A 14637-nucleotide genomic window follows, 5' to 3' on the forward strand; every position below is an offset into this window, starting at 1 on the left:
TGACAGTCCTTGTACAGCGGGCGCTGGGGCTTCGATCAGCTCTTGGTCGAGAAGCGATAGCCGGTGCCGCGGACGGTTTGTACCAGATTTTCATAGGCTTCACCCAGCGCCTTGCGCAGGCGACGGATGTGCACGTCGACGGTGCGTTCCTCGACGTAGACGTTGCCGCCCCAGACCTGGTCGAGCAGTTGGCCACGGGTGTAGGCGCGCTCCTGGTGGGTCATGAAGAACTGCAGCAGGCGGTATTCGGTGGGACCCATCTCGGCCGGCTTGCCGTCGATGGTCACGCGGTGGCTGATCGGGTCGAGCAGCAGGCCACCGACTTCGATCGGCGCCTCGCTGTCGCTCGGGCCGGTGCGGCGCAGCACGGCCTTCAGGCGCGCCACCAGCTCGCGGGGGGAGAACGGCTTGGTGATGTAGTCGTCGGCGCCGACTTCCAGGCCCTGGATCTTGTTGTCCTCTTCACCCTTGGCGGTGAGCATGATGATCGGGATGTCGCCGGTCAGTTCGTCGCGCTTGAGGCGGCGGGCCAGCTCGATGCCCGAGGTGCCCGGCAGCATCCAGTCGAGCAGGATCAGGTCCGGCTTGCGGTCGACGATGATGGCGTGGGCCTGTTGCGAGTTCTCGGCCTCGAGGCAGTCATAGCCGGCCATTTCCAATGCAACGGCGATCATCTCGCGGATAGGCGCTTCGTCGTCGACGATCAGAATGTTTCTGCCAACCATGCTCAATTACCTCTCCCAGGAACGGTGTCTTGGCCCGCATTAGATAACGGAATTATTGCAGCTGTGTGACAGGGTGTTGGCCATTCTGGCGACATTGCGTGACTGGGCTAGGCTTCAGGGGGCCGCGAAGGCGGCGCGGACATTCAATCCACCCCCTAAACAATGGTGATTCCAATGACACGACATACGCTGAGCTGGATGGCCCTTTGCGCTGCGCTGGCAGTGCCGGGGGTGGCGTCGGCTCATCACGCCACGGAAAAGGACGGCATGTGGGTCGATCACAACGGCATGACGCTGTACACCTTCGACAAGGATGCCGGCGGCAAGTCCATGTGCAACGGCGAGTGCGCCAAGAACTGGCCGCCGTTGATGGTCAGCGATGGTGAGAAGGCCGAAGGCAAGTGGACGCAGATCAAGCGTGACGACGGCAAGATGCAGTGGGCCTACGACGGCAAGCCGCTGTACACCTTCGTCAAGGACAAGCAGGCCGGGGAGACCACCGGTGATGGCATGAAGGACGTCTGGCATATCGCCAAGCCCTGAAGGTTGATATTTGACCCTGTGGGAGCGGGTTTACCCGCGAATGCTGCGGTGCCGCCGCCATCGCATTCGCGGGTAAACCCGCTCCCACAGAGACGGTGAGCCTCAGCGCAACGCGTAATCCAGCACCACCCCGCCAAAAATCAGCATCCCCGCCCAATGGTTGTGCAGAAACGCCTTGAAGCACGACTCCCGATCCAGCTTGCGCGTCGACCAGAACTCCCAGGCAAAGCACACCGCCGCCGCCAACAGCCCCAGGTGGAACCAGCCGCCCAGCTCGAAACGGTTACCCGCCAGCAACAGGCAGCCCAGCGACAGCAACTGCAAGGTCAGGATGATCACCCGGTCGGCCTCGCCGAACAGGATGGCGGTGGATTTCACGCCGATCTTCAGGTCGTCGTCACGGTCAACCATGGCGTAGTAGGTGTCGTAGCCCACCGTCCATAGCAGGTTGGCGATGTACAGCAGCCAGGCGCTGGCCGGCAGCTCGCCGCCCGCGGCGGTGAAGGCCATGGGGATACCCCAGGAGTACGCCGCGCCCAGCACCACCTGTGGATAGTAGGTGTAGCGCTTCATGAACGGGTAGCAGAACGCCAGGGCGACCGCGCCGAACGACAGCCATACCGTGGTAGCGTTGGTGCACAGCACCAGCAGGAAACTCAGCCCCACCAGCAGGGCGAACAGCGCCAGCGCTTCGCGGGGTTTCACCCGGCCGCTGGCCAGTGGCCGGTCAGCGGTGCGCTTGACGTGGCCGTCCACCTTGCGGTCGGCGAAGTCGTTGATGCAGCAGCCGGCGGCGCGCATCAGCACCACGCCCAAACCGAAGATCAGCACGTTGGCCAGGGTCGGCGAACCGTTGCCGGCGATCCACACCGCCACCAGCGTCGGCCACAGCAGCAGGTAGATGCCGATCGGGCGGTCCATGCGGCTCAGCTGGATGAAGTCCCAGGCCCGTGGGTGCAGGCGGTTGAGCGACTTGAGCAGTTGCAGGTACATCAGCGGTTCTCCTCCTTGGCCGCGTGCCACAGGGCGGGCAGGAACACCTCGGCCACCAGCAGGTCGAGGCCGTCGCGCTCGAAGCGCGAGCGCCGCCCCCACAATCCGGCGCCGGCGACCTCGGCGGGCAGCCAGCCCTGTGGATAACTGCACACTTCGATCGGGTGGCGGACGAACGCCTGGTCACAGAACAGCAGCTCGCCCAGCGAGCGGCTGCCCAGGGTCTCCAGGTCCAGCCCGCCGCGTTCCAGCGCCGTGCGACTGGCCACGCTGCGGGCGAACACCCACGGATGGCCGTGGCCGCGCAGGTAGACCTCGCGCACCCAGCCCTGCGCGCCAGGCGCCAGGCCCAAGGCGGCGCACTCGTCGTCGCGCAGGGGCTGCCAGCCCTCGAACAGGGGAGTGACGCTGAAGTGGTCGTGGGAGAGGCGGGTCAGGCGACGGGTCAGGGAGCCTTCGTCGAACAGCCAGCCCAGGGTCGGCTGGTCGAGGCTGGTCGCCAGCTGCGGATACGCCAGCCACGCGACAGCGGCTGCTTGCGGGGTTTCGTACGGCACGTCGGTATGCTTGATACAGGCCAGAGAGGCGGCGAGCTTAGCATGTTTGCCCGGACTGCTTGCATACTGCTGGCAGGGCCAGTACAAAGCCCCCACGAATTGCGCGGTGGCCCCTTCGCGGGCAAGCCCGCTCCCACAGGTCCCCTGTAGGAGCGGGCTTGCCCCGCGATGAGGCCGTCAGCTGCAACGCCCCCCTAAGCCTGACCGAGGAACAGCAGTAAATGAAGAAGTGGCAATGTATTGTCTGCGGCCTGATCTACGACGAGGCCCAAGGCTGGCCGGACGACGGCATCGCCCCCGGCACCCGCTGGGAGGATGTACCGGAAGACTGGCTGTGCCCCGATTGCGGCGTGGGCAAGAGTGATTTCGAAATGATCGCCATCGGCTGATCACAACCCTGGCTTGAAGAAGGAATGCACGACATGACGTCCCCCGTGGTGATCATCGGTACCGGCCTTGCCGGCTACAACCTGGCGCGAGAGTTTCGCAAGCTCGACGGCGACACGCCGCTGTTGCTGATCACCGCCGACGACGGTCGCTCCTACTCCAAGCCCATGCTGTCCACCGGCTTTGCCAAGCAGAAGGACGCCGATGGCCTGTGCATGGCCGAACCGGGCGCCATGGCCGAGCAGCTAAAGGCCGAGATTCGCACCCACACCCGCATCAGCGGCATCGACCCGGGCCACAAGCGCCTGTGGATCGGCGAGGAAGCGGTGGAATACCGCGACCTGGTGCTGGCCTGGGGTGCGCAGACCGTGCAGGTGCCGGTCGAAGGCGATGCGGGTGAGCTGATCTTCCCGATCAACGACCTGGAGGACTACGCACGCTTTCGCGCCGCCGCCGCGGGCAAGCAGCGTGTGCTGATCCTCGGTGCCGGCCTGATCGGTTGCGAGTTCGCCAACGATCTCAGCCTGGGTGGCCTGCAGTGCGAGGTCCTCGCCCCCTGTGAGCAGGTGATGCCGACCTTGCTGCCCCCAGCTGCCGCGGCGGCCGTGCAGGCGGGTCTGGAAGGGCTGGGTGTGCGCTTTCACCTCGGCCCGGTGCTGACCCGCCTGCAGCGTGCAGGGGAGGCACTCGAGGCGCACCTGTCCGATGGCAGCGTGATTCCCTGCGACCTGGTGGTCTCGGCCATCGGCCTGCGTCCGCGCACCGACCTGGCGGCGGCGGCGGGGTTGCAGGTCAACCGTGGCGTGGTGGTGGACCGTCAGCTGCGCACCTCCCATGCCAACATCTTCGCCCTGGGCGACTGCGCCGAGGTCGACGGCATCAACCTGCTGTACGTCATGCCGCTGATGACCTGCGCCCGTGCCCTGGCCCAGACCCTGGCCGGCAACCCGACCGCGGTGGCCTACGGCCCGATGCCGGTCACCGTGAAGACCCCGGCCTGTCCACTGGTGGTATCCCCGGTGCCGCCCGGCCATGAGGGCACCTGGGTGGTCGAAGGCAGCGGCGCCGACCTGAAAGTGCTCTGCCACGGTGCCGATGGCCAGCTGCTGGGCTACGCCCTGACCGGCGGCGCGGTCATGGAGAAACTGGCGCTGAATCGCCAGTTACCGCCCTTGATGGCGTAAATAGCGGGCGTTCTGTCGGAATTATCCTGTTCTTGCCGCGACAATGGCCGCCCAGATACTGGCGCGGCCCCGGTCGGCGTGCCATCCTCACTGGCGTCTGCCGCAGCCTAGAGCCTGCGGTGCCTTGAACGCTGCTCCCTTCGGCAGCACGGCATAACAACAAGAAATCCCGTCAAAGAGGCTTCACTATGCGTAAACCAGAACTCGCCGCCGTCATCGCCGAAAAGGCCGATCTGACCAAGGAAAAGGCCAACCAGGTCCTCAACGCGATTCTCGACAGCATCACCGGCGCGCTCGACAAGGACACCGTCACCCTGGTCGGTTTCGGCACCTTCGAAAAACGCCACCGTGGCGCCCGCACCGGCAAGAACCCGCAGACCGGCCAGCCGGTGAAGATCAAGGCCAGCAATACCGTCGCTTTCAAACCAGGCAAGAACCTGCGTGACAGCGTCAACGTCCCGGCCAAACCTGCCAAGAAAAAGTGATCGAACAGTTTCACCCGACGGGCGCCAGGAGGCGCCCGTTGCGTTTCTGGTAAGCAAATGCGGCGAACTTGCATAAACAGGGCGAGAAACGGATAAACTGCGCGACTCAGTCACTTTTCATTCGAGGCGTGTTGATGAAGTTTCGCTTTCTTCTCTGGGCCATGGGCTTGCTGATGGCCAAGGCCAGCCGCAACAACCCGGCGTTCCAGCAGCAGCTGCAGGACAAGGACCTGGTCTTCCAGATGCAGACGCTCGACGGCAAGGTCGCCCGGCACTTCATCGTCAAGGACCTGCGCATCAGCAGCAAGGGCGGCCTGCACCCGCAGCCGGCCTTCGCCATCGCCTTCAAGGACGCCGCCTACGGCTTCGCCACGCTGCAGGCCGGTAACAAGCAGCTGGCGTTCATGCAGGGGATTCAGGAGAAGAACATCCAGATCAAGGGCAATCCGGCGCTGGTGATCTGGTTCCAGGGCTTGATGAAGTACCTGAAGCCGAAGAAGAAGGCCTGAGCCCCAGGCGCAGAAGCTGCCTGTAGGAGGAACTGTGTCTTGCCCAACCGCTAAAGCTAGCGCGATTCCCGTGGGAGCGGGCTTGCCCCGCGATGCGGTGTTTGGCACCAGCTTCGCTGGTGATCGCGGGGCAAGCCCGCTCCCACGCTGGAACGCTGTTCCCTGCGCGACAGCGTAGCCCGAATGGCTGGGAGATCTCCTACAGGGTGATCTTAATGCGAATGCGGCGCGTGGAACTGCGACGCCAGCTCGCGCAGCAGGGCCTCGGCCTCCAGCACCTTGTTCACCACCTCTTCGGCCTTGTCCCGGGTCAGCCCCAGGCGCTCGAGCAGGGCATCCGGGATCTCGTCCCTTGGCCCCGAACCGATCCCCCGGGCGCGGAGCAGGCGCGTCGCCAGGCACACCAGGTTGGGGAACGCCGCATAATCGCCGTCGTACGCCGGATCGTGCTGGAAACGCAGGGCCGTGGACAGCTCATCGGGCATGTCCCACAGCTTCATCAGCCAGGCCCCGATCTGTTCACGGCTGATCCCCAGCAGGTGCTGTTCCACATAGCTGTGGCATAGGTGCGGGTTGACCTCCAGGTGGCGGCAGATCAGCGAGAAGTGCGGCGGGAAGACGTGGGCCAGCAGCAGGTAGCCGAAGTTGTGCAGCAGGCCGGCCAGGTAGGTCAGGCCCGCTTCCGGGCGCTCGGCGCGCGGCATGGCGCGGGTCAGGCCCTCGATCACCGCGGCGGTGTAGATCGACTGTTGCCAGTACGGCGTGGCCTGTTGCGGATGGTCCTTGGGCAGGCTCAGGGTCTTGCCCAGCGCCAGGCCGAGGGCCAGGTTGATCACCAGGTCGAAGCCCAGCACACGGACGATGGCGTCCTCCACCGAGCGAATCTTGCCGGGCGAGGCGTAGTACGGGGAGGCAGCCCAGCTGACCACCTGCGCGGCCAGGGCCGGGTCGGTCTCCACCACGCCGGTGATGTCGTCGATGCTGGCATTGGGGTCGACGCGCAGCTTGATGATCTTCTGCGCAGTGTCGGCCAACGGCGGAATCTCGATGGTCTGTTCCAGGCGTTGCTGGATGCGGCGGGCAGTGAAGGCCTGGACGGCGCGGATGACTTCCTTGGGAGGGCCGTCCAACTGATCGAAACTCAGGCGAATATCGCTGATCTGCTGGCCGAAGGTGCTGGCGCTGGCCTTGAACAGCATCTTCTTGAAGGCTGTCCTGCCGATTTCCAGGAGCAGGCCGGCTTCGCCGGACTGGATCAGCAGCGTCTCGTTGTCGAGCAGGCTCTTTTCGTACTGGCACGGCGAGCTGGTCAGGGCGGGAATCGCCGGCAGGGCCTTGAGGTGATGCTTGTCGAGCATCTGCTTCAGGCGCTCCAGCGGCACGGCCTTGAGCTTGCGGCCGGTCAGCTCTTCAAGGCGCTTGAGGTCCAGCAACTGGCTTTGCGGGAACAGCACCATCAAGGCACCGATCTCGTCATCGAGCAGAACGGCCTGTACCCGCGAGGCGGCCGGCAGCCCCGGGTGCTCGGGCACCTCGCGGAAGCTGACGCCGAGCTTGTCGAGCAACAGCCGGATGACAGACGGTGCGTGTAGGGTTGCGGTATCCAGGGCAACTTCAGTCATGGCCTGTATCCAATCATTCTGTAAACGCGAAGTATAACCAGCCTGTCCGACAAGCTGGATCCATTATGGGACGGGCGTCACACCTGGCCATATTGTTGACCGTGGCGCAGCCAGCGATCGAGCAACGGGCTGACGTGGTCGGGCCAGCGTGCCAGCAGGGCCTGGGCGGCGTCGCGCACGGCCGGCAGCAGGTCGGCGTCGCGCATCAGGTCGGCGACCTTGAACTGTAGCAGGCCGGTCTGGCGGGTCCCGAGCATCTCGCCGGGGCCACGCAGCTCCAGGTCCTTCTCTGCTATGACGAATCCGTCGTTGGTTTCCCGCATGATGCCCAGGCGCTCACGGCCGATCTGCGACAGCGGCGGGTGGTACAGCAGCACACAGTAACTCACCGCGCTACCCCGGCCGACCCGGCCGCGCAGCTGGTGCAACTGGGCCAGGCCCAGGCGCTCGGGGTTCTCGATGATCATCAGGCTGGCATTGGGCACGTCGACGCCGACCTCGATCACTGTGGTGGCCACCAGCAGTTGCAGGTCGCCAGCCTTGAACTCGGCCATCACCGCGGCCTTTTCCGCAGGCTTCATGCGCCCATGGATCAGGCCCACGCGCAGTTCGCCCAGGGCGCTGCCCAGCTCTTCGAAGGTGCTCTCGGCGGCCTGGCAGGTCAGCTCTTCGGACTCTTCGATCAGGGTGCACACCCAATAGGCTTGGCGGCCTTCGGCACAGGCGGCGCGGACCCGCTCGACCACCTCGAAGCGGCGGCTGTCGGCGACCAGCACGGTGTTCACCGGGGTACGTCCGGGCGGCAGCTCGTCGAGGACCGAGGTGTCGAGGTCGGCATAGGCGCTCATGGCCAGGGTGCGCGGGATCGGCGTGGCGGTCATGATCAGCTGGTGCGGGCACAGCTGGCCCATGACGCCCTTCTTGCGCAGGGCCAGGCGCTGCTGCACGCCGAAGCGGTGCTGTTCGTCGATGATCGCCAGGGCCAGGTGCTTGAACTGCACCTCGTCCTGGAACAGCGCGTGGGTGCCGACCACCATGGGCACGCCATTGGCGATCTGCTCCAGGGCGCTGGCGCGGGCCTTGCCCTTGAGTTTGCCTGCCAGCCAGGCGACCTCGATGCCCAATGGCTCGAGCCAGCGCTTGAAGGTGATGAAATGCTGCTCGGCGAGGATCTCGGTGGGCGCCATCAACGCCACCTGGTAGCCGGCCTCCAGGGCCTGCAGCGCCGCCAGGGCGGCGACCACGGTCTTGCCGGCGCCGACATCGCCCTGCACCAGGCGCATCATCGGCTCCGCCTGGCTGAGGTCGTAGGCGATCTCGTTGCCGACCCGCTGCTGGGCACCGGTCGGGCTGAAGCCGAGGTTGGCCAGGTACTGCGCCGGCAAGCGCGTGGCCTTGGGCAGTACTGGCGCGCGCAGGGCACGCTGGCTTTCGCGCAGGCGTTGCTGCGAGAGCTGGTGGGTCAGCAGCTCTTCGAAGGCCAGACGATGCTGGGCCCAGTGATGGCCCTCGGCGAGTTCCTCGAGGTCGGCGTCTGCTGGCGGGTTGTGCAGGTAGCGGATGGCGTCGCTGAGCGGCGCCAGCTGGTAGTCGCGGGCCAGTTCGTCGGGCAGCCAGTCGGGCAGGCTGCGCGGACCGAGCAGGCCGAGGCTCTGCTGGCATAGCAGGCGCAGGCGCTGCTGGGTCAGGCCTTCGGTGGTCGGGTAGATCGGCGTCAGCGTCTGTTCGACCGGCGGCGGCGCTTCGTCACCGTTCAGCGCCCGGTATTCCGGGTGGTAGATCTCCAGCCCAGAGGCGCCGGGGCGGGCTTCGCCATAGCAGCGCAGGTGGGTGCCACGCTTGAGGCCCTCCTTCTGCGCATTGCTGAAATGGTAGAAACGCAGGCTCAGCGTGCCGCTGCCGTCGCCCAGGCGCACCACCAGGCTGCGGCGCTTGCCCATGGTCACGTCGGCCCCGCTGACCACGCCCTCGATCACCGCGTCCTGGCCTGGACGCAACTGGCCGATGGGCACCACGCGGGTGCGGTCCTGGTAGCGCAGCGGCAGGTGGAACAGCAGGTCCTGCAGGTTCTCCAGACCGACCTTGGCGAGTTTTTCCGCCATGGCGTCGCCTACGCCCTTGAGCGTGGTGACCGGGACGTTCGACAGCTCGGTCATGGGTTCAGGCCGGTTGTTCCACCGGCGGCTTGGCCACCGAGCAGAGGCGGATCGAGTCGGCGAGGATCTCGATGGCCTTCGGCCGCGGGAAGCTGGCGCGCCAGGCGATGGCCACGGTACGGAACGGTGCGGGCGCGGTCAGCGGACGGACTTCGATGACGCCCGGCGCGTAATGATGGCTGTGCACCGCCGACAGCGGCAGGATCGACACGCCCAGGCCCGAGGCGACCATGTGGCGGATGGTTTCCAGCGAGCTGGACTCGACCGTGGTGTGCTTGGAACCCTCGCCGCCCTTGTTCAGCGTCGGGCAGGCCTCGAGCACCTGGTCGCGGAAGCAGTGGCCCTCGCCGAGCAGCAACAGGCTCTTGTCGTTGAGCATGGCGGTGTCGATGGTGTCCTTGGCGGTCCACGGGTGGTCGGCTGGCATCAACGCGCAGAACGGCTCGTCGTACAGCGGCAGGGTCAGCACGTCGGCCTCGTTGAACGGCAAGGCAATGATCACCGCGTCCAGTTCGCCGTTGCGCAGCTTTTCGCGCAGCACGTGGGTGAAGTTCTCTTCGATGTACAGCGGCATCTGCGGCGCCACGCGGTGCAGCTGCGGGATCAGGTGCGGGAACAGATAGGGGCCGACGGTGTAGATGGCGCCTACCTTGAGTGGCGCGGTCAGCTGGTTCTTGCCGGCCTGGGCCAGCTCGCGGATACCTTGGGCCTGCTCCAGTACCTTCTGCGCCTGGGCGACGATGCTCTCGCCGACCGGCGTGAGGCGCACCGCGCTCTTGCTGCGCTCGAAGATCAGCACGCCGAGTTCGTCCTCGAGCTTCTTCACGCCCACCGACAGGGTCGGCTGGCTGACGTGGCAACGCTCGGCCGCGTGGCCGAAGTGCTGCTCTTGCGCGAGGGTGACGATATAGCGAAGTTCGGTGAGGGTCATAACGTGCGTCCATGAAGTTGCGGCCCCAGCATAGCGGCTGCAATTGATAGACGCACGTTATCAGACTTGCCGTTTTGTGACAGAAACAAAAACGTCAGCGTCGGTCCAGCGAGTAGACGAACGGCGCGACGACTTCGATCGTGCCATTGTTCAGCAACTCCGCCGGAGGCTTGGGCACCGTGCCGGCACGGCGGATCATCTCCAGCGTGGCCCGGTCCAGCGCCGCGCTGCCTGAACCGCCGGCCAGCGCGTACGAGACCACCTTGCCTTCGGCGTCGACCACAAAGCGCAGGCGGTTGATGCCCTGCAGTCCGCGACGGCGAGCGTCCTCGGGGTACTTCTTGTACTTGGCCAGGTGACGCAGCAGGTCGCTCTGCCAGCTTGGCAGGGCATTGCTGTTGGACGCGATGCTCGGCTGTGGCGCCGCCGACTTCTGCGGTGGCGTGTTGCTCGGCGGCGTATCCGCGACGTCGTCCTTGGCCGGTGGTTCGTCCTTTGGCGGCTCAAGCTTCTTCTCGGGCTTGGGCGGCTGTGGCTTGGCCTTGGGCTTGGGCGGCTTGGGAATGGCGATCTTCGGCTTCGGTGCTTCTGCCAGCTTCGGCAGTGGCGGTTCCTCGACCGGCGTCGGCGGTTTCGGGGCGGCCTTGGGCGGTGGCGGCGGCGCGGGCTCGGGCAGCGGTGCCAGCTCGACCATCATCGCTGCCGGCGGCAGCTCGAGGGCCTGGGGCACCGACCAGTTGAGCGTCAGCAGCACGGCGACCGCGTGCACACCCAGCACGATCGCCAGGCTGCCACCGTAGCGCGCCATGTTTGAGCGCGTTTTCGTCATTTCTTGGCTGCCGTCTCGAGTCCGACCAGGCCGACCTTGAGGTAGCCGGCGGCGCGCATGGTGTTCATCACTTCCATCAGGTCGCCGTAGTCGACGCCCTTGTCAGCCTGGAAGAAGATGGTGGTTTCCTTGTCGCCCTTGGTCTTGGCGTCGAGCATGGCGCCAAGCTGGTCGCGCTGGGCCACCTCGTCGTCGCCGAGGTAGAGCTTCTTGTCGGCCTTGACGCTGACGAACACCGGCTTCTCGGGCCTCGGCGCGGGCTTCGCGGTCGAGGCGGGCAGGTCGACCTTGATGTCGACCGTGGCCAGGGGCGCCGCGACCATGAAGATGATCAGCAGCACCAGCATCACGTCGATGAACGGCGTGACGTTGATTTCGTGGTTCTCGGCGAGGTCATCGCCACCTTCGTTGAGATGCAGGCCCATGGCTTACCCCACTTTCACCATGTGCGGGGCGGCGCGCTCGCTGCCCTGGTGGTCCAGATCGCGGCTGACCAGCAGCAGGACCTGGGCGGAGGCGTCGGACACCTGTGCCTTGTAGCCGGCGATGGAGCGGGCGAAGACGTTGTAGATGACCACGGCCGGGATCGCGGCGACCAGGCCCAGGGCGGTGGCCAGCAGGGCTTCGGCGATGCCCGGGGCGACCACGGCGAGGTTGGTGGTCTGGGTCTTGGCGATGCCGATGAAGCTGTTCATGATGCCCCACACGGTGCCGAACAGGCCGACGAACGGCGCGGTGGAACCGATGGTGGCCAGCACGCCGGTGCCGCTGCTCATGGTCCGGCCGCTGGCGGCCACCAGGCGCTCCAGGCGGAAGCTGACGCGTTCCTTGATGCCTTCCTTCTCGCGAGCGTTGGCCGACAGGCGCATCTCTTCGAGGGCGTCATGCACCAGGGTGTGGGCCAGGGTGCCTTCCTTGTTCGAGACCTCGCTGGCCTCTTTCAGGCTCACCGAGCGCTTCAGGGCGGCGATCTCGCCACGCAGGCGGCGCTTGGCGCCCATCAGCTCGAAGCCCTTGGCGATCCAGATGGTCCAGGTGATGATCGAGGCGATGGCCAGGCCGATCATCACGGCCTTCACCACCACGTCGGCGTTCTTGTACATGCCCCATGGGGACAGGTCGTGGGCCATGCCCAGCGAGGTGTCTTCGACCATCGCCTGCACGTTCTCGTCGGCTGGGGCCTGGCCATCCACCGGAGCATTTGCGTCAGCAGGCGCTGCGACTGGCGCGGCAACCGGGGCCTGGCCTTCGGCGGCAGGCGTGGCCGGGGCGGCGGCAGCGGCGGGTGCCGGGGAAGCGGCGACAGGCTCATCGGCCATGGCTGCCGGGGCCAGTACCAGGCTGAACATCAGCGCGGCAATGGCGCGCCAGGCGCGCGACGGGGTTGGCGAAGCGGAAGGTTGAGTACGTGTCATGCTGGCCGGACCTGATGAAGAGAAATGGGTTGAGTTCTTCAAGGCCTCGAAGCAGGCCGAGAACAGACAGGGTCGCCATTATTGCAAGTAATTCTTGTTAACAAAAGTAATACTGTTGCTTTTTTTGACCTTGGTATAGCCGTTTATCGCGCTAACCCGATAGCCTGTGCCTTTCGCATTAGGAGGTTTGGTATGTCAGACGTTTCAGCTTTGATCGTGGGTTGCGGTGATGTGGGCAGCCGCCTGGCCCGCCAACTGCTTGCTCAAGGCTGGCAGGTCAGCGGCTTGCGCCGTTCGGTCGATCAGCTGCCCGAAGGGGTTCGGCCGATCGCCGCCGATCTGGCCGAGCCGCAGATACCGAGCGCCTGGCCTGAGCAGGGGCCTGATTACCTGGTGTATTGCGTGGCGGCCAGCCAGCACGATGAAGCCGGCTACCAGGCGGCCTATGTCGAAGGCTTGCGCCATGTGCTGGGATGGCTGGTGGCGAAAGGGCAGCGGCCGCGACGCCTGGTGTTCGTGTCCAGCAGCAGCGTGTATGCGCAGCAGGACGGTGAATGGATTGCCGAAGCGGCAGCCACGCAGCCCGAGGGCTATTCCGGCAAGGTGATGCTCGAGGCCGAGCGGCTGGCGCTGGACAGCGGCATTCCCGCGACGATCGTGCGCCTGACCGGCATCTATGGTCCGGGGCGCGAGTGGTTGCTGAGCCAGGTGCGCCAGGGTTATCGCGTGGCCGAGGAGCCACCGTTGTACGGCAATCGCATCCATGCCGAGGATGCCGCCGGCCTGATGGCGCACCTGCTGCGGGCCGATGCCCGGGGTGTTGCGCTGGATGACTGCTATATCGGCGTCGATGACGACCCTGCGCCGCTGGCCGAGGTGGTGGCCTGGCTGCGTGAATACCTGGGCGTTACCCAGTGGTCGGATGAGCAGCGGGTGCGGCGCACCGGCAGCAAGCGTTGCAGCAATGCGCGGGCGCGGGCGTTGGGATGGGTGCCGCAGTACCCGAGCTATAAAGAGGGGTATGCGGCCATTCTGCAAGGGCGTGGTTGAGACTGCCGGCCCTATCGCGGGGCAAGCCCGCTCCCACGCATATCGTGGGAGCGGGCTTGCCCCGCGATGTTGGCTAATCCTTTTCCAGCACCCACTGCCGCGCACCGGCGGTCAGTTGCGGCATTTCATCCGGCTGGGCGCGGTTCACCGCCTGGAAGATTTCCAGGGTGTCGCCGTCGCGCTTGAAGATCCACGGCGCGCCGCGCTGGTTGCGCTCCAGCCACAGGCTGTCGTTGCCATCGCCCATGGTCGCGCAGTCGCCCGCCAGGCACAGGGCGAAGCGGTCGGGGCCGGGCAGGCCGGTGACGTTGCCGGTGTCGCTGAAGCGCACCACGGCGCCCTTGCCCTGGCCTTCGACGATCTTCCAGTCGCCGCCCAGGTACTGCTGGTACAGCGCCTTCTCGAAGCTGCCGCCCAGCGGCGCATTCTGTGGGCCTTCGCTGCGCACGAAGGTTTGCTGGTGACCGGACGGGTCGATCGCCAGCAACTCGTCGCCGTCGAGCTTGAGCTGTTCGACCAGGCCACCTTCGAAGCTGACCTGCCAGTCCTTCTCGTTGGCGCTCAGACGCCCGTCGGCCGCCTCGAAGCCATTGCTGAAGCTGGCCTGCTGGTTCTTGACGTCGATCTTCCATTCGAACACCGGGCCCTGGGCGTCGAGGGCCTGGCGCAGGCTGGTGCCTTTGCGGGCGGCGTCGATGGCGGCCTGGTTGATCCAGGTGCCGTTGAAGTCTTCGGGTTTGTGGCTGGCGCAGCCGCCCAGGAGCAGGGCTGCCAGCGCGAGAGGCAATGCGTGGCGCATGGGGGAAACCTTGGGGCAGGAGAGGGTGGTGACGGGCGTGGCGCCCGTCACCGGGGGTATTACTCGAGGACCAGGATGGCGTCCATTTCGACCTGGGCACCCTTCGGCAGCGCGGCTACGCCGATGGCGGCGCGGGCTGGGTAAGGCTGTTCGAAGTAACGGCCCATGATTTCGTTGACCTTGGCGAAGTGGCTCAGGTCGGTGAGGAAGATGTTCAGCTTGACGATGTCCTTGAACGAGCCGCCAGCGGCTTCGGCCACCGACTTCAGGTTCTCGAACACCTGGACGGTCTGGGCTTCGAAGCCTTCGACCAGTTCCATGGTCTTTGGATCGAGCGGGATCTGGCCCGACATGTACACGGTGTTGCCAGCCTTGATCGCTTGCGAGTAGGTGCCGATGGCGGCAGGGGCCTTGTCGCTGGTGATGACGGTCTTGCTCATGATGACTCCTTG

17 protein-coding genes are annotated in these 14637 nt (G+C 65.8%); 6 read left to right on the plus strand and 11 right to left on the minus strand.

Annotated elements, in window-relative coordinates; all coding sequences use genetic code 11:
- Window positions 1–35: 35 nt before the first annotated feature.
- Window positions 36–725 carry a phosphate regulon transcriptional regulator PhoB gene (gene phoB / locus ACZ899_RS19840; RefSeq protein WP_003253341.1) on the minus strand — a complete coding sequence of 230 codons (690 nt, stop codon included), beginning with the start codon at window positions 723–725 and terminating at the stop codon, window positions 36–38.
- Window positions 726–899: 174 nt separating this feature from the next.
- On the opposite strand from phoB, the gene ACZ899_RS19845 reads away from it, so the two are divergent.
- Window positions 900–1268 (plus strand): COG4315 family predicted lipoprotein, encoded by a 369-nt coding sequence (locus tag ACZ899_RS19845; RefSeq protein WP_203649365.1) that lies wholly within the window; start codon window positions 900–902, stop codon window positions 1266–1268.
- Window positions 1269–1370: 102 nt separating this feature from the next.
- Here ACZ899_RS19845 and ubiA read toward each other — a convergent pair whose 3' ends face one another.
- On the minus strand, window positions 1371–2261 hold the full coding sequence (gene ubiA, locus ACZ899_RS19850) for a 4-hydroxybenzoate octaprenyltransferase (protein ID WP_232855401.1): 891 nt from the start codon (window positions 2259–2261) through the stop codon (window positions 1371–1373).
- Window positions 2261–2818, minus strand: a complete 558-nt coding sequence (locus ACZ899_RS19855; RefSeq protein WP_234562225.1) for a chorismate--pyruvate lyase family protein — start codon at window positions 2816–2818, stop codon at window positions 2261–2263. The genes ubiA and ACZ899_RS19855 overlap by 1 nt, the downstream gene beginning before the upstream one ends.
- A 221-nt stretch (window positions 2819–3039) precedes the next feature.
- Here ACZ899_RS19855 and ACZ899_RS19860 point away from each other — a divergent pair, with 221 nt between their 5' ends.
- From ACZ899_RS19860 to ACZ899_RS19875, 4 genes are all read left to right on the plus strand, one after another.
- Window positions 3040–3207 (plus strand): rubredoxin, encoded by a 168-nt coding sequence (locus ACZ899_RS19860; RefSeq protein ID WP_028689962.1) that lies wholly within the window; start codon window positions 3040–3042, stop codon window positions 3205–3207.
- Window positions 3208–3240: 33 nt separating this feature from the next.
- Window positions 3241–4389 carry an NAD(P)/FAD-dependent oxidoreductase gene (locus tag ACZ899_RS19865; RefSeq protein ID WP_234562223.1) on the plus strand — a complete coding sequence of 383 codons (1149 nt, stop codon included), beginning with the start codon at window positions 3241–3243 and terminating at the stop codon, window positions 4387–4389.
- Between the two features lie 188 nt (window positions 4390–4577).
- Entirely contained in the window at window positions 4578–4874 is a 297-nt protein-coding gene (locus tag ACZ899_RS19870) for an HU family DNA-binding protein (RefSeq protein ID WP_027917040.1), read from the plus strand.
- 134 nt (window positions 4875–5008) lie between these two features.
- Window positions 5009–5383: a hypothetical protein gene (locus tag ACZ899_RS19875; RefSeq protein WP_050707542.1), complete on the plus strand. Its 375-nt coding sequence runs from the start codon at window positions 5009–5011 to the stop codon at window positions 5381–5383.
- A 212-nt stretch (window positions 5384–5595) separates the two neighbouring features.
- Here the strand turns inward: ACZ899_RS19875 and ACZ899_RS19880 are convergent, their stop codons facing one another.
- The 6 genes from ACZ899_RS19880 to exbB form a co-directional block, all read right to left on the minus strand.
- Window positions 5596–7005, minus strand: a complete 1410-nt coding sequence (locus ACZ899_RS19880; RefSeq protein WP_234562221.1) for an aminoacyl-tRNA deacylase and HDOD domain-containing protein — start codon at window positions 7003–7005, stop codon at window positions 5596–5598.
- Window positions 7006–7082: 77 nt separating this feature from the next.
- The gene (gene recG / locus ACZ899_RS19885) at window positions 7083–9161 is read right to left on the minus strand and encodes an ATP-dependent DNA helicase RecG (protein WP_234562219.1); all 2079 of its coding nucleotides are present in this window, start codon (window positions 9159–9161) and stop codon (window positions 7083–7085) included.
- Between the two features lie 4 nt (window positions 9162–9165).
- Window positions 9166–10092, minus strand: coding sequence for a hydrogen peroxide-inducible genes activator (locus ACZ899_RS19890; protein ID WP_028689956.1), 927 nt, complete (start codon window positions 10090–10092; stop codon window positions 9166–9168).
- Between the two features lie 94 nt (window positions 10093–10186).
- On the minus strand, window positions 10187–10921 hold the full coding sequence (locus ACZ899_RS19895) for an energy transducer TonB (protein ID WP_028689955.1): 735 nt from the start codon (window positions 10919–10921) through the stop codon (window positions 10187–10189).
- The gene (gene exbD / locus ACZ899_RS19900; RefSeq protein ID WP_023632733.1) at window positions 10918–11346 is read right to left on the minus strand and encodes a TonB system transport protein ExbD; all 429 of its coding nucleotides are present in this window, start codon (window positions 11344–11346) and stop codon (window positions 10918–10920) included. Before exbD ends, ACZ899_RS19895 begins: the two co-directional genes overlap by 4 nt.
- 3 nt (window positions 11347–11349) lie before the next feature.
- On the minus strand, window positions 11350–12336 hold the full coding sequence (exbB, locus tag ACZ899_RS19905; RefSeq protein WP_186712293.1) for a tonB-system energizer ExbB: 987 nt from the start codon (window positions 12334–12336) through the stop codon (window positions 11350–11352).
- A gap of 192 nt (window positions 12337–12528) precedes the next feature.
- Between exbB and ACZ899_RS19910 the strand changes: the two genes are divergently transcribed.
- A complete protein-coding gene (locus ACZ899_RS19910) occupies window positions 12529–13386 on the plus strand; it encodes an SDR family oxidoreductase (protein WP_234562217.1) in 858 nt (285 codons plus the stop codon).
- A gap of 73 nt (window positions 13387–13459) precedes the next feature.
- On the opposite strand, the gene ACZ899_RS19915 is transcribed toward ACZ899_RS19910, so the two are convergent.
- Together ACZ899_RS19915 and ACZ899_RS19920 are read right to left on the minus strand one after the other, a co-directional pair.
- Window positions 13460–14185, minus strand: coding sequence for a hypothetical protein (locus ACZ899_RS19915; RefSeq protein ID WP_234562103.1), 726 nt, complete (start codon window positions 14183–14185; stop codon window positions 13460–13462).
- Between the two features lie 59 nt (window positions 14186–14244).
- A complete protein-coding gene (locus tag ACZ899_RS19920; RefSeq protein WP_028689951.1) occupies window positions 14245–14625 on the minus strand; it encodes a RidA family protein in 381 nt (126 codons plus the stop codon).
- Between the last annotated feature and the right edge of the window lie 12 nt (window positions 14626–14637).

This window comes from Pseudomonas sp. TE31087, from assembly GCF_057284075.1.